Source organism: Bacteroides salyersiae (genome assembly GCF_031172035.1).
Lineage (GTDB): Bacteria > Bacteroidota > Bacteroidia > Bacteroidales > Bacteroidaceae > Bacteroides > Bacteroides salyersiae.
Window position 1 is genome coordinate 4,025,469 of sequence record NZ_CP133452.1, and the last position, 18,709, is coordinate 4,044,177.

The 18,709-nt window shown below is 40.4% G+C and carries 15 protein-coding genes; 1 reads left to right on the forward strand and 14 read right to left on the reverse strand.

Annotated elements, in window-relative coordinates:
• Window positions 1–18: 18 nt before the first annotated feature.
• From RB604_RS15085 to RB604_RS15110, 6 genes are all read right to left on the reverse strand, one after another.
• A complete protein-coding gene (locus RB604_RS15085) occupies window positions 19–1,659 on the reverse strand; it encodes a fimbrillin family protein (protein WP_055294726.1) in 1,641 nt (546 codons plus the stop codon).
• A 48-nt stretch (window positions 1,660–1,707) separates the two neighbouring features.
• Complete coding sequence (locus tag RB604_RS15090) at window positions 1,708–2,760, reverse strand: hypothetical protein (protein ID WP_229104143.1); 1,053 nt, start codon at window positions 2,758–2,760, stop codon at window positions 1,708–1,710.
• 3 nt (window positions 2,761–2,763) lie between these two features.
• Window positions 2,764–3,747 carry a FimB/Mfa2 family fimbrial subunit gene (locus tag RB604_RS15095; RefSeq protein WP_055294728.1) on the reverse strand — a complete coding sequence of 328 codons (984 nt, stop codon included), beginning with the start codon at window positions 3,745–3,747 and terminating at the stop codon, window positions 2,764–2,766.
• Window positions 3,748–4,066: 319 nt separating this feature from the next.
• On the reverse strand, window positions 4,067–5,758 hold the full coding sequence (locus RB604_RS15100) for an Mfa1 family fimbria major subunit (protein WP_055294730.1): 1,692 nt from the start codon (window positions 5,756–5,758) through the stop codon (window positions 4,067–4,069).
• Between the two features lie 91 nt (window positions 5,759–5,849).
• Entirely contained in the window at window positions 5,850–7,376 is a 1,527-nt protein-coding gene (locus RB604_RS15105; protein WP_172680681.1) for a DUF3868 domain-containing protein, read from the reverse strand.
• A 6-nt stretch (window positions 7,377–7,382) separates the two neighbouring features.
• Window positions 7,383–7,955, reverse strand: a complete 573-nt coding sequence (locus RB604_RS15110; protein WP_005932020.1) for a DUF3575 domain-containing protein — start codon at window positions 7,953–7,955, stop codon at window positions 7,383–7,385.
• A gap of 1,153 nt (window positions 7,956–9,108) precedes the next feature.
• Between RB604_RS15110 and RB604_RS15115 the strand changes: the two genes are divergently transcribed.
• Window positions 9,109–9,843, forward strand: coding sequence for a hypothetical protein (locus RB604_RS15115; protein WP_005932016.1), 735 nt, complete (start codon window positions 9,109–9,111; stop codon window positions 9,841–9,843).
• Window positions 9,844–9,989: 146 nt separating this feature from the next.
• Here RB604_RS15115 and RB604_RS15120 read toward each other — a convergent pair whose 3' ends face one another.
• The 8 genes from RB604_RS15120 to RB604_RS15155 all read right to left on the reverse strand — a co-directional run bounded on the left by RB604_RS15120 (window position 9,990) and on the right by RB604_RS15155 (window position 18,653).
• On the reverse strand, window positions 9,990–12,002 hold the full coding sequence (locus RB604_RS15120; RefSeq protein WP_055294732.1) for an alpha amylase C-terminal domain-containing protein: 2,013 nt from the start codon (window positions 12,000–12,002) through the stop codon (window positions 9,990–9,992).
• Window positions 12,003–12,017: 15 nt separating this feature from the next.
• On the reverse strand, window positions 12,018–12,464 hold the full coding sequence (locus RB604_RS15125; RefSeq protein WP_005932010.1) for a NanQ anomerase/TabA/YiaL family protein: 447 nt from the start codon (window positions 12,462–12,464) through the stop codon (window positions 12,018–12,020).
• A 37-nt stretch (window positions 12,465–12,501) separates the two neighbouring features.
• Window positions 12,502–13,167, reverse strand: coding sequence for a DUF2461 domain-containing protein (locus tag RB604_RS15130; protein WP_172680686.1), 666 nt, complete (start codon window positions 13,165–13,167; stop codon window positions 12,502–12,504).
• A 285-nt stretch (window positions 13,168–13,452) separates the two neighbouring features.
• Entirely contained in the window at window positions 13,453–14,046 is a 594-nt protein-coding gene (locus RB604_RS15135) for an aminotransferase class IV family protein (RefSeq protein WP_055294734.1), read from the reverse strand.
• A complete protein-coding gene (locus tag RB604_RS15140; RefSeq protein ID WP_005932004.1) occupies window positions 14,030–15,016 on the reverse strand; it encodes an aminodeoxychorismate synthase component I in 987 nt (328 codons plus the stop codon). Before RB604_RS15140 ends, RB604_RS15135 begins: the two co-directional genes overlap by 17 nt.
• A 67-nt stretch (window positions 15,017–15,083) precedes the next feature.
• The gene (locus RB604_RS15145) at window positions 15,084–16,781 is read right to left on the reverse strand and encodes an alpha-amylase family protein (RefSeq protein WP_005932002.1); all 1,698 of its coding nucleotides are present in this window, start codon (window positions 16,779–16,781) and stop codon (window positions 15,084–15,086) included.
• Between the two features lie 13 nt (window positions 16,782–16,794).
• Window positions 16,795–17,853, reverse strand: a complete 1,059-nt coding sequence (locus RB604_RS15150; protein WP_005931998.1) for a Gfo/Idh/MocA family oxidoreductase — start codon at window positions 17,851–17,853, stop codon at window positions 16,795–16,797.
• Window positions 17,835–18,653 carry a patatin-like phospholipase family protein gene (locus tag RB604_RS15155; protein ID WP_025819050.1) on the reverse strand — a complete coding sequence of 273 codons (819 nt, stop codon included), beginning with the start codon at window positions 18,651–18,653 and terminating at the stop codon, window positions 17,835–17,837. The genes RB604_RS15150 and RB604_RS15155 overlap by 19 nt, the downstream gene beginning before the upstream one ends.
• Window positions 18,654–18,709 lie beyond the last annotated feature (56 nt).

Below are 18,709 nucleotides of genomic sequence, written 5' to 3' on the forward strand. Positions count from 1 at the left end.
TAAAGCGTAACCTATCATTTACCACTGCGGAACGGTCAATGTCACCGTTATATCCGGATTATCGCCATTCGTATTACTCACTGTCAGCGTAGCAGTTGTGCCTTCCTTGGTACCGGCATTGTAATAAAAATAGATTACTCCGCCATTTCCACCTTTTGATCCGAACATCGTATCCCAATTGAGCAGAATCTTATCAGGATCTTGTACGCCGGTTACTTCCCAAGTCCAATTTCCCGGATTGCCCGAAGTAAAGGTAAGTACACGCCGTTTCGTCAGTCCGATTCCCAAATCATTGGTATCCAAAGTTTCACTTGAAGTGAGCCATACCCCGGTGCCACCCCACTGTTCCAGCAGTATCTTGTGGTGTAGATTACCTGCATCAATATAAAATTGTGTCTCCCGTTTTTCCGTAGCAACTGCTGTGTATGAAGGAATTACAACCGTAATGTCATAAGTACGCACTGTCCCCGAGAGTGTAGGAGTACCCATCGTTACCGTAGCCCACGTAGCCATCCCCGTCTTATTGAGTAATGCACCTACCGGATATCCGGTATTCGGATCCGCATCATAATTTGTTTCAGCAGTTATATTTACTGTGGCTCCATTGGCTCCCAACCGTACTTTGCCTTGTGAAAGCTTAAGGTAATACTGCCCGTCGAAAATCACATTTACCGAGTTTTCATCCCATTCCCATGGTAAGGGGGTAGCGGTTATCGTATATTCTTCATTAGACATTGTCATATTATAGTTAATGTGCTCGCCCGACTGCCAGGAATGTTTGCTGCCAACAGCTTCGGCAATATCCTTAAGCAGAAATTCCCGAATACCATGATTGGTGGTGACTATCATTTTAGCAGCATCCGAAAAGGTAACGGCAGGCAACATAAAGAACGTGTCACCTATTTGAGTAGCAACTGTACCCACCGCTTTTTGAGCCGTAGGGGTAGAAGCCAGATCGGAAGTTACAGTCCCCGTAGTGATATTGTTCCAGACAAAAGCAGGTTTGCCACTCTCTGTTGTTGCAGTCGGTATGCTGGGTACGGTCAGTTTCCCTTCTGCTCCCACACCTTGGAACTGGATCTTTTCGATTATTAACTCTTCGGGTGCCGGATCTTTCTTTTTGAATGTAAAGGAGACTTTAGTCAGTGTATGATAGAAATGTACATTTATACCGGCACCCCATTGAGATGTCTGTGTCACACCCGCCATCACATCCTTGTGGGCAGCAGCATCAGTAGAAGCACTATATGTCAACACCATCTCTGCAGGATTGTCGAAGTTGGCAATCGGGTGGTTGCCGCCATCAAAAGGATACCACGAAAAGAATTTCATGGAGCTCTGCACGGTTGGCCAAAACTGTCCCGGCGATATCGTAGCCGTCAAATTATCATTTACTGTGGCACTCGCGTTGAAGTATGTTTCCGTAACGAGAGAAGCCGGTGTCAAAGAAGCAAACAAACCGAATTTAGTCCCTTTCAGATCGTCTGCCGAAGAAATTTCCGTACCTCTGGTCACGACACTTCCGCCAGCGCCCACATAATGCACTGCCATTGGCACCCTTTCACACGTCATTTCCTCTTCGATGCACGAAAAGAAAATAACCGGAAAGAGGATTACCATCATCATCGTTTTGATACTATCATTTCTTAACTTTATCATCTTTTTTCTTTTTCCGAATGAAAACTTTACCTATCAGCAGCCAGTATGTTACAGTTCCACATCCACGTCTATATTTTTCGGATCACCCCATGGCTCCACCGATACTCTCACTATTTGTATGCCCAGTTTACCTACCTTAGCCGTTATCTGGTATACATTGTTCCGTTGAAATCCCTCAAAATCTTGTGACTGCCCACCACCGGTAGGTGTAATCTGTCCCAACTCCTGCCGGGTCACTCCGATGACATCTGTAGGCTGTGCACCTTTCCGGATATTCGTCATGCTGATAGTAGGTTTATTGGAGTCGGTGAAAGCACGCTCGGAGGTATAGAATGAACAAAGCAATCTCCGGTTTTTCGCATCAGCAGCAGATGAGTATATCCATGTATCGCTCGAACCTGCTGTCCATGTCTTATCCAACAGAAGTGCATTTGCTTTCATATTTCCGAATCCATTCACCAAAACACTCTCATGAGAAAGGTTGTGCATAGTGACTGTAGTACTGCCATTAATATATCCCGTCTGCGCTCCGCCATCCGTGACTTGGAGATAGACATCCACTCGTGATACGGCACGTTCCACGGTCATGCTTACCGGATTAACCGCCTCGCCAGGCTTTACATATATACCTTGTTTTATTCCCGTCATAGGCATTAAAGCAATTTCTTCTTTACTATTGTTCAGTAATTGAGCAATAGTAAACTCTATATTTTTCAGATCAGATAAACTGCCAATATTATCAAGATCGCTTTTAAGCCCGGCCGGTTCGTTCACAATAACAATTGCCATGATATCACTGTTGCCTTTCACTTCGATAACGGCTTTAATATCCGTAGTCTCGAGTGGAGTGGCTTCTTCGTGAAACTCATTGACATCCAAATACGGAATGCTACTCGACGCATTGCCGAATATGACAAACCGTACAGTCTTAATAGCAACCTGTTCTTCGCCTGCATTCTGCGTCAAGTCGATGCTAAGCAAAGCCCGGGTATTGGACAACTGCTCATCAAACTCAACTGCATTTTTGCTACACGAAAACAAGAAAGCTACCAACAACAGACAAATAATACTATACAATGGTTTACATCTCATTATCACCATTCCTTATATTTCCATGTCATGAAGCCAGTATATCCAAGGACCGACTACAAGCCCTATCTGGAGGAATCCTCCTTCGGGCTTTTCGGTCACAGTAAACACCAGATTCCAATCACTCTGCCTGTCAAGGTATTCCTGAAAAGGAAGTGACGTATTGTCAGGGCGGAGAGTAGGACGAGCGATGTTCAGTAAAGTCATCAGATTGTAGTCCCAAACTTCGACACCTGTTTCTTCATTTTTTATAATAAACCGATAACCCGCCATATTAAACAGACGCATGGTATTCAGACGCGAGACCATCTCCACATCAGTGGATCTTGTCCAATCAGTATGGTAGGCTCTGTACGTAACAGGGCCTTCTCCCATAGGCGCATCCTGCATCCAGGAATAAACGGCATCGTCCGGTGTTTCTATTTCAAAAGAGTATCGCGTGTTACCAGTTCCATTGGTACGCATCAAAGCGATATTGAACCGGTTCGTATAACGCATCAGATTCACACGACATACGGCATCGTTAGTGCCGAAATAGTCTAATTGCACTACCGGAGCAAAGTAGAAATGTGGAAATTGAAAATCTATCATATCTACTTCACGATAAAGAGCGGCAACCATCTCTTGAAGAGTGGTAGTTCCCACAATCGGCGATTGTCCGGTATGAGTCGCCACCCGGTGGCTATCGGACAGACTGCCCACGGTAAGTATTTTGTAGCTTCCAAAAGAAAGCTCATCAGCCAATGACATACGGTTTCCACCCACCAATGCAGTCGGTTCGGCTCTTTTAGTCAAAAGTAGCTTATCGTCATCACCAAACACAAATACGTCCACTGAATTAACCTGTGGATCAAATGCATCTGCATATTCCATGTTGTGGTCGAAAGTAAATTCCAACCAAAGTTCGCAACGGGGCAAATCTTCGTATATACTGTCGCACGAGGCCATAAAGAACATCGAAACAACGACAAGGAACTGCATTTTGGTTTTTCCGAACATCTCTCTTTTATTTTTAGGGGTATCCTTATTGCCGGATTACCGGTTATATAGTCAGAGCCTCTCTGTTTTAAGCGGTCTCCGGTTATTTCTGTTTTAGGGGCGCTGCTTTATCACTCATTTCTTTCTCGAAAAGGTACGCCAGTGTATCTTCGTGCTGTTTTTGAAAAGCCTGTCACACGGCTTGGTTTATCTTGAGCGGTCGATATCGACCAGAACATCTTACATAAATAAAAAGTTGAAGGAGCTGATCAAAAAGCATTTTATACTTGCTTTTTAGTCAGCTCCCAAAAACTGACTTTTTAGTCAAACAAACTGTTTATTAGATTTCGAAATCAGTACCCCAAGAGATCCACGGAGCCACCTCAATTTCAAAGTGAAGGTACGCACCTTTTTTATCGATTTCTTCCTCCGGCTCCTCTACATCGGGATACCACGGTGTACCTGCACCATTAACTTTTGTCAAGTTGAGTGTGTAATAGTTATTACGTACGACTCCATACTTTCCATATGCCATATGTCCGATGTCAGTAGTGTTATCATGACGAATTTGATAGTAATAGTAGTTCAAGCTTTTCTGGAACCAGCGAATACCTGTTTCTTTAGCAACTTCACCACCATTGGTAATAGTAAGATCGTCAAGCGATTGTTGGGTAAGATCTTTAAAATCAGCAGCAAGTCCAGCTGTCGGGAACGCACTATTTAACTTATTAATAAATTTGTCACAGGATTCCACCAATAACTTTTCTACAGCATCTCTATCCGCTTCATCGATATCAGTAGCATCATTATAAGCAGTTTGCAATTCACCAAGATTTTTGTAATTGATATAAGTACCATTGAAAAAAGTCTGATACCAATCGTCATCAAAATCAGTGTAAGGTGTGTACACAGCTTTAAGAACCAAACGGGTAGCAGCACCAAAATCCTGGTCAGCCGCCGCCATTGTATTCTCCGTACAATAAGCAACATTCTTGTCCTCTTCTTTTGCTACAGTTAACAGGTTGTGCTTATACCATTTCGCCTTAGGGTTATAGTCCACAATTTTGTTACTGATAATACCAACAAGATGTTTACCAGTACCATCAGCATCAAAGTTTGGATCTTCGGTATAGAAATTAGACTTATACGCAGCACCAGTATGAGTCGCTGTCAGCTTTGTTTTCGTAGCAAATGGGAAGAATCTGGAGTTCACATAATCAATTGTCCATTCTTTGAATTCAAATTTGGCAGTAGAAGGTACTATTTCTATGGTAAGACCATCACCTTTAAGTGTAACTGCCAGTTTGGATGCAAGACGTTCTATCTGAATCGTTGCCTTCTTTCCTTTTGCTGCTTCTTTTGCCTCGGTATCAGTTTTATAATCACTCGCTTTAACTACAGAAGCTGCAACATCAACTAAACAATCGGCATTCCATTCATCAGAAATAAGATCATCAAATGCACCGGCATTAATCATTGTGCAGCCATGTCCTTTATCAGCAAGGTCTGCAACCTCCGCAATGAGGTAAGAATTATCATCTTCAGCAAGATCTTCTGCTACAGAAAATTCTTTGTTAATATCCGCATATCCATTACCTGCTACTATACCATTTAAAAGAGCTTTCAACTTAGCGCCCGGATTAGCAATAGTAAGTAAGTATGCAGACTCCGTAGATACCTTAATTGGTTCTAAAGGACTAACAGGAGCATTATCAACTTGTGAAAGCTGCGATTCGCCCAATATAGTATAATACGCAGTTGCACCATCAGCCTTTACCACCTTTTTTTGGTCATCAAACAGAACCAAATAAAGCTCCTTGATCTTAGTTTCAGAGTCCAGTGCGTCTGTTTCACCAGATGAACCGGCAGCACGTGTTCTCGTTCCCTGAGGAACGGCTACGCTAACCGACATGTAAGCCACATCGTAGTCTCTTTTTTCGCCGCCATCAGTGATGTCGTCATTCTCGTTCGAGCAACTCGCCAATGCCGCCACAGCCAGCAATGACACAAAAATTGATTTAATTTTCAACATAACACAAAATAATTATTAGTAATTAATATAGATTAGTCATTCACTTTCATAGAATCTTTTATCTGAAAAAGTTCTTCTATACGTTGTCATTTTATTTAATTCTCATTCTATTCGCTTTCTCTATTTCGTTCATATTCGCTTTTTTCTTCGCTAACTCTTCCAGATTATCCGTAGCTACATCCAGCCCCAACTCCCGGGCTTTATTCAAGTATTCTTCTGCTAATTCATAATCTCCCTTCAACAAGGTCAATATTCCCATCGCATTATTATATTCCGGCCAATACTCTTGAGATTCCATCTTTTTCAAATATCGTTCTGCAGAAATCAGATCATTACGCGAAAGTGCAGCAGTAGCGGCATTCATATTGGCTATTTCACTGTCGGGATACATCCGGACAGCCGTTTCAAACACATCGATAAATTCTTGCGAACCTTTCGGATAAGTATTAGCCACCAAAAACATCTCATTCAAACTCAGATTTTGCGGACGTCTTTTTATCACCTCCTTCGCTTCGTCCACATTAAAATTCTTAATGTCATAGTTCACTTTACAAATAGCAACACGAAGACTCGGGAAAACATTTTTCAGCAAATATCTGTATGGCACTCCTCCACGAAGCTGCATCAGTTTTGTTTCCCGTCCTTTCTCAATGGGAATATCCTGAATAATGTCAAGCACTTCATTCTTATAGTCCATATCGAGTGTCTCAAGAGCGTCTATCAGGCCATCCCAGTTTTCACCACCAAATATGATATGATATTGGTTACGCGGAAAATCATAACGAGATGCCAGATAATCGCGAAGAGCCATAGCACGTCCTTCAGAAAGACGTTTATTTGTAGCCAAAGTTCCTTCCGGAGAGGCATACCCGATGATATCCAGTCTATTTACTTTTATGCTGGGATCCAATTTCAAATCATCGATCATTACACGGATTTTTGCTAATTCCCGGGGATTGTTCATATATTCCGGACGAATATTGATTTTATTCACCTCAAAATCCAAAAAGCATTCAGCCTGTATCTCACGGCTCTTCACTACCTCTACCTTCGGCTCAACATAAGCAAAATGAGGATTCACAATGTAAGGAGATAAAATACGTTCGAGTGTCACTTGGTCAATCACAGGCTGCACGCTCATCAATGTACTTTCCCCACAGCCACATTCATCACGCTGCACATTAAGTTTCGCATCGGCCATCCAGGATTCGTACGGTAATACATACCGGTAACGTATCGTATCATTTGTCCGCTTATTACTCTTCTTAACCAGATAAGGTGCTACATGCTTTCTCTTCTCTTTCGGGCTCATCAATGAAAGCCGGCGTTCATAAGCCAGATATTCATCTTTTCCTTTAACCGATACTTTTGGAAGATTATATGTATTCGCCGGGGCAACCAATTGAGGAATAAAATCTACCCCATGTGCCGTCCTTACTTTCACATCTTTCAGAATAAAATTCATATCTATATAAAGAAAGTCTCCACTTTGCTCCAACCGTACAGGTTCAATCCCAATATCTCCACTATAAGAGCGGTTTTGAGCAAATGCCTCCTCTGTATTCAGGCATAAAGCAGCCAGTACCAATACGATGAATTGTATATTTCTTTTCATCATTCTATTTTATTTAATTACGTAAATAAGTGATACACTTGCTTTTGTAGGGCCAAAATAGTTCTTATTATCTTCTTTCTCCTTTGTCCCACATTGCGTACATGGATATTTATCATAAACAATACGTGCATAACCCACTCCGACAGATGCTTCAAGGCTCCAGCGTTTCTTCAATATCCACGAATGTCCAATAGAAACACCACCACCATATAGATGTCCCTGATAACGGTTATTCTGCATATTTTTACTGATAAACGACCAGTCCGGCCATCCTCCTACATTGAATTCGGCATAATGTCCGTGCAATCCCATGAAGGTACGGTTAAAACGCTCACAAAACCAATATCGAACTTCCGGTTGTACTCCCCAATGGCGTAAACGTTTACCATCCGCCGGTTTCCATGGATGATAATTCACCGGAATGTCCAATGTCCATTTACGTGCCAATCCAAACTCCAAACCAAGATTCATGGTAGCAGTAGCATCATACAGAAGATTACTTTTAAGTGCCACCTTCTGGGCTTTCGTTTCGGAAACAGAACATCCGACTATAATAAGTATAAGCATCAATACTTTTTTCATCTATACCGCTTTTATATTTATGAAGTTATGTCCGTGATCAGATCCTTTCCCATCAAACATAACTGTAACTCTATTGCTATAAGCATCTTCTATTATCATTGAAATAAACTAAATTTCTTAATTAGATAAATATTACAAATTTTCACTACCTTTGCCGAGATATACATCTAAGTAAATGTTAGTGTAGTGTATTCAAACTTGTCCAATCATCGAACATAAAACTGCAATCTCTAACAAAAAGTTATATGCACTATTTATACTCGTTTTTTCCCTTTGACATGACATCTAAAATTACACTAATTCGACATTACAAAGATCGGAGTATTAAAAGATAAGATAAAACATATCAATTTCTGAAATGGATAATAAAAAAATAATGAAGCAACTAATAACGGGGCTACACAAAATAAACATTACTTTATACACAAAAGAAACAGCATATCAAATCGCACTTTACAATATTCAAACAAATCAGTAGGGGATATTTTCAATAATCGAAAATACTCAAACAGAAAATCTAAAATTAACCGTCAAATAACGTAATAACACAACCATTCTTTTATCCGTATCATTTTCTTACCCATTACGCTCGACATTCCAGTATTCATCCCGAAATAATTCCATGACAGAATATCACATTATAATACATATAAGGCAAAAAGACTTTCTACTTCATACAAATTACATCAGAATATAATTCAATTTATCATAAAGCACCTAATGCAATTTTGTATTCATTTCAAAAAGCATTACGAAAACAGTGAAAAAGACCGATATCTGTTTCTTAATCTGCCCCAATTATAAAAGAGATTTTCAGATATTCAAAAAGTATTTTAGAAACGGTAAAGCCCTACATCACCTGTTTACCATTTACCAATACCTCCATTCAGGTAAAATCCAACCTCTTTATTACCCATGTATCTATCTGTATAAAAAGCTGGATGAAATTTCATTTGAAATTTCATGAGAAAGTTTTCAATTTATGGAAAAGGTTATCTCATTGGAAGATAAAATAAACAATGTCATATTGAATATACGGTAAATTGTATGTTTCGTAGTGTGAAAGAGCCTATAAAAAATTAAATAGCTTTGCTGTTTATTTCATTTCTTGTTACATTTGAACGATAAACAATTAAAAAGACACATAAAAACCATGAGAAAATTTATTTTATTAGTTGCCATGTGCTGTGCCACTGGCAGTATTTTTGCTCAAACCGATCCTAACCAATTGAAAAAAGAAGGAAATGATGCTTTAAATGCAAAGAATTATCAAGTTGCTTTCACTAAGTATGATGCGTATCTGAAACAGACGAACAATTCGGACTCCGTAATGGCATACAACTGTGGTGTATGTGCAGATCAAATAAAGAAATATGCCGATGCTGTGAAGTACTTTGATGTTGCCATTCAGAAAAACTATAATGTAGCCAATGCGTATGCACGCAAAGCCGGTGCCTTGAAGGATTTAAAAAAAAATGCAGAAATGGTAGAAACACTGGAAGCTGGATTAAAAATAGCTCCGGGTAATAAGACTATGGAAAAATTATATGCAATCCATTATCTGAAAGAAGGACAAAAATTCCAGAAAGCGAATGATATCGCAAAAGCCGAAGAAAGTTATAAGAAGGTGACTACATTAAGCGGAAAAAAATGGAAGACGGATGCTCTTTACAGTTTAGGTGTATTATTTTATAATAATGGTGCTACTGTATTAAAAAAAGCTGCTCCTTTAGCCAACTCGGATGCAGATAAATACGCAACAGAAAAAGCTGCTGCCGATGCTGATTTTAAAAAGGCAGCCGATTATCTTCAAGAAGCCGCAACCTTGTCTCCGGAAAGAGCAGAAATCAAAAAAATGTTGACGCAAGTTCAGGAGAGCTTGAATTAAAAATAGCATTAATCGAAATACGGAAACCGCTTTCTTTAATGGAAGGCGGTTTTTTTATACTATAGCACTTACATTAAGATAAAAAATATGGCAATAGAAAAATCTCCTACTGCCATACTTCCTAATTGTTACCAACTATGTTTTTTTTATTTCTTCTTCCGCAACACCATTGCTGTACGTGCCGGAATATAAAGTTTCAACCACTCTTTCTTCTCTTTCTCATACAAAGGATCCGATATAGTAAAATGAATGATTGTATCGTCTGTAAGTCCGTTACCGCCATATAAAACGTCATCTGTATTCAAAATAACCTCATATGCCCCCGGTGCAACCAAAAAACCGTAATCCGTAAATGATTGTTTAGGATTGAAATTGAACACAAAAATAAGGTCTTTACGCTGATATGCTAATATCTGGTCACCATCGTTGTGCCAAATTTCCTGTATCGGGGTAGCTTGGAAATCTTTTACAGTTTTGATAACTTTCAACATACTTTCGTCGAAGTCAGCCATATAATGATAAGTCAGATTCTTATTATCTACCAAATCCCACTGACGACGGGCATATTTACATGACCAGCCATTACCTTCACGCGGGAAGTCAATCCATTCGGGATGCCCGAATTCATTTCCCATAAAGTTCAGATAACCGCCATTGATAGTGGTAGCAGTAAGCATACGAATCATTTTATGAAGAGCAATACCGCGATTTACCGTATAATTCTCATCTCCTTTCTGCATATGCCAATACATGTCGGCATCAATCAAACGGAAAATGATCGTCTTATCTCCGACCAATGCCTGATCGTGACTCTCGGCATAAGAGATCGTTTTCTCATCCCGACGACGATTTGTTACTTCCCAGAACATACTGGATGGTTTCCAATCTTCGTCAATTTTCTCCTTTATCGTCTTAATCCAATAGTCTGGAATGTTCATGGCCATACGATAATCAAAGCCATAACCGCCATCTTCTACCTTTGCAGCCAATCCCGGCATCCCGGATACCTCTTCCGCAATGGTAATTGCTTTGGGATTCACCTGATGAATCAGATCGTTAGCCAACGTCAGATAACAAATGGCATTATCATCCTCATGACCATTGAAATAGTCACCGTAATTCATAAAAGCTTCACCCAGCCCATGGCTATAATACAACATGGAAGTTACGCCGTCGAAACGGAAACCGTCAAACTGATATTCTTCCAGCCAATACTTACAGTTGGATAACAAAAAATGTATCACTTCATTCTTGCCATAATCAAAGCATAAAGAATCCCAAGCCGGATGTTCCCGGCGTGCTCCTGGATAGAAATATTGATTAGGATCACCGGCAAAATTCCCTAAACCCTCTACCTCATTTTTCACTGCGTGAGAATGGACAATATCCATGATAACGGCAATCCCCAAACCATGAGCTGTATCGATAAGTTGCTTAAGCTCATCAGGTGTACCGAAACGGGAAGAAGCGGCAAAAAAGCTGGAAACATGATAACCGAAACTTCCATAGTACGGATGCTCTTGGATAGCCATGATCTGAATACAGTTATAACCGGCTTTGGCTATACGGGGAAGTATCTTTTCACGAAACTCATTGTAAGTACCAACCTTCTCTTCTTGCTGGGCCATGCCGATATGACATTCGTAAATCAACAAAGGATTAGTAGAAGGTTTAAATGTTTTTTTCTTAAACTTAAAAGGCTTTTCCGGATTCCAAACCTGTGCACTGAAGATCTTTGTGTTTTCATCTTGAACCACTCGCGTAGCCCAAGCAGGAATACGTTCTCCTTGTCCGCCTTCCCAATATACAACCAATTTATAAAGATCACCGTGCTGAATGGCATCTGCAGGCAAATTGATTTCCCAATTGCCATTTTCCAGACGTTTCAGGCTATACTTCTCTTTTTCTTCCCAATTATTAAATGTACCAACCATATAAATATGGGTTGCATTGGGTGCCCATTCGCGGAAAGTCCATCCTTTATCTGTACGATGCAAACCGAAATACAAATATCCCGAAGCAAAGTCCGATAAAGTCTGTTTTCCACCATTTGTCAGTTCGGCCTCTTTATACATGGCATATTCATGCCTTCCTGTGATGGCCTCTGCATAAGGTTCCAGCCAAGGGTCATTTTTAATAAGATTCAGTGTCTTTTCCATATCAGGATCATTTGATTATGCTTTCACTTTAACAATCACTTTCTTTACACCGTCGGGACTGATACCCGGAGCATGTCCGTCCTGCGGAAAGAAGATGGCAAACATACCCGGTTTGACAGCAATGTATGTTTCGGCCAGCCCTTCAAAGAAAGTAATATCTTTCTCGGCACTATAGGGAGCATCAGCCGGCACACAATCTTTACCCGGTGTATATCCCATTATCTCTGTTCCTGAAAGAGGAACCTGAATATCGATAAATTCATTATGAGTTTCCAATTTGGCTTGTTCCTTTGTTTTCGGAGTAGTCTGGGCTATATTAATAACCAGATCTTTACCATTCAATTCCGTTTTACCTACCTCCATTGCATGAAGATCATGAGATTTTAAAAACTCGATAGCTTGTGCAAACAAAGGATTCAGTGACGCGTATTTTTCTAAGTTTTCTAATGTATCTACTACCATAATTGAAAAAGTTTTAGTTATTATTTATGATTAAGTACTATTCGAAATCGTCTATTGTGTAGTTAATAAAATCAGCAAAACGTTTGAACTGTCGAAATACATCTTCTGTCTTATCCAAAAAATCAGGCTTCAGAAAGAAATCATCAGAAACGTTATAAGAGCAGGTATATTCTTTACACTTCAGGTAATCGATATACTTAAAATCTTTTGGAAAACCTTTGGGAGCGGTTTTCAAAAAGTCTTCTCCCACAACAGGAAAATATTTTTTAAATTCAGGATCTTCCACAATAGAAACGTACTCATCTACATTGTCATAAATAGACTGACGTACTGCTTTCAAGATATTGGAAGGCAGGCAAAGGCTTCCACCTGCCAACATACATGCATCGTTCTGAATGTGCACATAATATCCACAATGATCAGACTTTTTCCCCTTGGCATTGATATATCCGCCAAAATGAACTTTGTACGGAGTTTTATCCAATGAAAAACGGGTATCCCTATAAATGCGGTAGGTACAATCTTTGGGTTGTATACCTCTGATACTTTCATCAAAAAGGGCAATACGGGAAATTACAGCAGCCAAAAGTTTGTCGAACTCCAAACGGGCGGTTTCATACTCATCACGGTGCTCATTAAACCACTCCCGGTTGTTGTTAGCAGCAAGATCTTTTAAAAATTGAAAGATAACAGGTATATTCATTGTCATTCTTTTCTATTTTTTATTCTACAAACGTACGAATTTTATTTGTAACTAACTAAAGAATGCAACAAAAACACAGCAAAAAAGCACCGACTTCTCAAAGTCGATGCTTTTACACATTTATCAAAAAAACAGACTCTTCTGTTTCTGACGTACTTACTTATCACAAGCCGGTACAATCTCTTTTAATTAATCTTATATCTAATACTATGAAAAACACATCTATATAACACGCCTTCCGAGACTTTTGTTCGGGTACGGAATCTATTTTGTTGTTAATAATAGTTATACAATAATGTGCTTCTTCACAGGAAATTCAATCTGCCCAAACTCAATCATAGCATTGAACAGGGTAATTCTCGAATAGGTAAAAAGTTGTTTCAACGTTATCTCTTTTTCCTTTATAATTTGTCTGTCCAATAAAAAAGCTCTTTGAGTCCCTTTGAGCAATGGTGTCTGAGGAGTATGCCACTCACACCCATCATAAAAAGCGACATTAGCGATGGAAGTATCGGTAATGAGTTCGTTTCTGACAATCAGAACGTCATCGGCATCTCCTCTTCCCACATATAGCCGATTCAGTTCTTCACGATCAGTACTTTTATAAGTATAGTTTATCCCACCAGAGTGAACAATACGGAGTGTATCAATCTCACGCATAGAGTAGGGGGTATACACAATTTCTTTAATCTCTTTCTCGTATACGATTCTGCACTTCACTATCCCTTTCTCATGCGGCATCCGGATGTAATCAATAAGATTTATCGGTGCACAATCTTTCCAAAAGACATTTCTGGTACGGTTTAGCCTTTCATTGTGATAAGGCAGATTATATATTACTCCGTTCTCTATCCGTATACTTTCAATAAATGGGCACATAAATTTTCTGTTTCATTTCATTATATTCACTTTCCGGATTACTTCTACAAGTTATTCCTCCACCACTTTTAAAATAAAGTTTGTCTCCTTGCTGTTCGATAAAGCGTATCATTACAGCACTGTCAAGATTATTACCATCAAAATATCCGGAAATTCCTGTATAAAAACCTCTTTTATAGTTCTCAGCATGAGCTATAATATCCATTGTTTTCAACTTAGGAGCACCTGTGATAGAACCGGCCGGCAACAATTTAAAGATGATATCCCCTAACCGCGTCCGATAATCATCGGGAAGGATACCGCAGATTTCCGAACTGGTCTGCAAAATAGAACCGGAGTTGGTTTGCAGGATATCAGCATAACGATAACGCGTCACGGAAACTTGTTCCGCCACCATGCTCAGATCATTTCGTATCAGATCTACAATCGTAGCGTGTTCCGCCGTTTCTTTCGGATCGTTCATCAATTGATTGTATGCAGACGGAAGAGAAGCATCTATAGTGCCTTTCATCGGATAAGAATAGATTTTCCGCCCTTTTATCCGCACAAAAATTTCCGGAGAAAATACCACAAAAGCATCTTTCAACCATAGCTTATACATCGCTTTTGAGTGATAAAAAATCTCCTTCAAACTTAGATTGGTCGTGACCGGAGTCCGGTAAGTCAGATTAGTGAGAAAGCTGTTGCCACCCCGGATATTTTCCAGAACATAATCGAAAGATGGCTTATATTGGTCAAAAGGTGGGAAATCGATATTCCATTGCACGGCAGTTTTACGAAGAGGGAAAATAGAATCCTGATTGGTAAATCCATTCAGATTATACAAGACAAACGAAGAATCCAATCGGTTTGTTTCTTCTATGTACGAACAATCTTGTAAATAATCAATGATAAAGACAAACTCTTTGCCTTGTTCCGATAATCGGTTTATTCGTAGAATGGCTTGTTCCTTATTATATGATTGTAACATAAGATATCAAAAACAAAAGTACGTATTTAACGATGGCGCCAAATACGTACTCTTTGAACACTTGATTTTATAAAGTTATTTTCAGAATCTTTCCACTATGCGCACTTAATGACACTTCAGTAGCTTTATAAGGAAGCAAACAAATATTTTCTTTCTTTCCGGTCAGTATATCCGTAGCCTCATAAACATCCATCTGAGGGATTTGCAGAAAGTCGAATGCATGTGACGGTACATTGATTGCAATATCTACCGGTTGATTGTCGAAATTGACAATTATAAAAAGCAGTTCTTTCTCATGTTTGCGTAAGAAAGTGTATTGCTTGTGTTCATTGAAACGCCATCCGTTTTCATTAGCATACATCAAATCAAAAAAGGCTCCTTGAGCTATAGCCTGTTCTTCATTGCATAAAGTGAGCACTTTCCGGTAAACGGCATACAATTGTTTCTGTTCTTCCGTCAACATTTTGCCGTCAAATTTCCCACCATTCCGCCAACGCCGTATAGTGTCAACACTCCAGTAGTCAAAAATGGTAGTACGTCCGTCGCGGCCGCTAAAGCCCTCGGTATCCATACCCAGTTCTCCAAACTCCTGCCCGAAATAGATCATCATCGGATTCGTATTCATGCAGGCAGATACGATCAAAGCAGGAATACCTTTGCGCGGGTTACTTGCAAAGAAATCCGAAGCGATACGTTGTTCGTCGTGATTTTCAAGGAAATTAAGCATGCGCTTCTCAATACCCCCCAATCGCTGCCAACTGCGGGTTATGGCAGTAGCCGAATCATAACCGCACGCTACATTACGCAAGGTATCATATAATCCCACTTTATCATATAAATAATCGAATTTCCCACGGAACAGGTAATTCTGATATTCGGCCGGATTATAAACTTCCGCTATAAACAACAAGTCGGGATATTTTTCCTTTACCTGCGGAATCACCCATTCCCAAAATTCCACCGGCACCATTTCTGCCATATCACAGCGAAATCCGTCTATACGTTTTGAAGCCCAGAAAAGAAGGATGTCGAGCATCTTCATCCAAGTATCCGGGATGGGAGAGAAACAACAAGTACCACCATTCTGATAGTCCACTCCATAATTTAACTTTATCGTTTCATACCAATCGTTTATATTGGGATAGGCATCAAAACGATTATTCCCGGTAGCTTTGGCCGGTGATTCCCGATAAGGCTCTGCAGCACTTCCTTTCATGTCGAACTGGCCGTGAAGTTCCGATTGCGGAATATAGTAGAAGTTATTGTATGGACTGAAAGCGTAGTTGGGATCATCATTCGCTCCCAATTCCACAGTACCGTCCGGCTGCATGTCCGAATGATACTGACGGGCTACGTGATTCGGGACAAAATCGATAATGACCTTTAGCCCGGCACGATGTGTCCGGCTCACCAGATTCTCAAATTCCTTCATTCGCCCGGGGACATCCGTAGCAAGATCGGGATCCACATCATAATAATCTTTAATGGCATAAGGTGATCCGGCTTTCCCCTTTACGATAGCCGGATGATCCGGACTGATGTTATACCGGCGATAATCAGTTTGCGTAGCATGCTCGATGATACCGGTATACCAAATATGAGTAGTCCCCAGTTTTTTAATCTCTTCCAATGTTTTGGCTGTAAAATCAGCCATTTTCCCACAGCCATTTACAGTGATATCACCGTTATAGACACAGTGGTTATTATTGTTTCCAAACAGGCGGGGGAGCACCTGATAGATTATCATTTTCTTTTCGTCGCTCATGTGTATATAAAATTTATTTCAACTCTATTATTTTTCTTTCCTGCTGGCTCCGGTAAGCGGCTTCAATCACGCGAATCACATTTAATATATCATGTGCACCGGTCTGCAATGGCTTTCCAAGACGAAGATGCTCATAAATATTTTGGTAAAATCCACCATAATTACCGGGGATACCGGGATATCTCCGGCTGATCTCCTGTCTGTCGATCTCCGTATGTATCCATCCTAATTCAGCCTCCGTTTCTTCTCCCCAACAGGGTTGGTCAGGCATCTCGCCGCGAAGTAAAGCCGCTTCCTGCTTGTCGGTCCCGCATTTTACAAAAGAACCGAGAGTACCATGAAGCACAAATCGTGGTTCGGCTTCCCGCATCAAGTAACTGGCTTTCAATGTCACCTTTACATCCGGCGCCAATGACGGACGAATAAAGCGGATCATAAAATAGTCATCCACTTTTCCATCGGTACGCAAAATATCTATATCGGCAAAAACAGCTTCCGGCATACCGAACAACAGGACAGCCTGATCTATCAGATGAGAGCCGAGATTATAAGTCAGTCCTCCGCCGGAGTTACCCGTTTCCTTCCACGTATCGGGCTTGATAAAATTACGGTAGCGTGCAAAAGTCGATTCATATTCCACCAACCTGCCCAACAGCCCATTGGAGATTATTTCCCGTACTGTCAGAAAATCTGCATCCCAACGGCGATTCTGATATACACTGAGCATTAATCCTTTTGCGGCCGCCAATGCAATCAGTTCTTCACCTTGTGCTGTAGTAGATGTAAACGGTTTCTCCACAATCACATGCTTTCCGGCCTCAAGAGCCATGCGGGCGTACTCATAATGCGTAGCATCCGGAGTGTTCACTACAACAAGTTCGATAGCAGGATCTTGTATCAATTCTTCAAAGCTTCGCACAATCATAGCATACGGATAACGCTCTTTTGAAAGCTCCTTGCTACGTTCCACTATCTTTGATAATTCGAAATGAGGATTTGTATGAATAAACGGAGCATGAAATACTTGCCCCGACATGCCATATGCTGCCAACCCTACTTTAATTCTTTCCATACGTTTCCTTTTTCCTGCAACAGATTATCCAGTATTTCATTCGCCGTTTTATATCCCTGGTCGAATATCTCTTCCGCCTTTTCCAGTTCCCGGTTACTATATCCGTTCAGATTATAGGGTTCTATCAGTAAATCACATATCTCACGTTCCGGAAATGTGTTCGCACGGAACATAAAATGATAAGAACGCATAGCGATACTTACAATATTCATCTTGTATTTTTCTGCTTCCAAAGGACTCACATTGATTGCAACAACCTTCTCACACTCTTTCCGCAGAGGAGATACCGGAAGGTTCATTAATATTCCGCCATCTACATAATGAACGCCATTTATTTTAACGGGAGTGAACATGACAGGCATGCAACAGGAAGCAGCCACCCTTTCGGCAATACTACCTTTACGAAAATGCATGCTTCGCCCGTGATCCAAATCCGTCGCAGTAATAATAAGAGGAGTTTGTAGCTCTTCCAATTTCTGAGCTTTTAGATTACTTTTCAGAAAATCTATAAATTCTCCCAGTTCGAACAGCCCGACTTTAGGGATTACCATTTTTGTAAGATCCTGAAATTTATGCCCCGAAAAATAGTCCAGAACCCGATGAGGTTCGTTACCGTCGGCATAAAACACACCTGCCAGTGCTCCTGCACTGACACCGGAAATGATATCCGGCCGGATGTCATGTTCCAGAAGAGCCTGCATTACTCCCAGATGCGCAAAACCTTTAATAAATCCGCCACTGAGTGCATACCCGATCTGGTACTTTTGATGATCCCAATTATTCGTCATTACATCTTCCATTTACTTCATTTTACTTGTTCGCCACGAAATTAGTAAAATTCTGCAAAGATGAACCG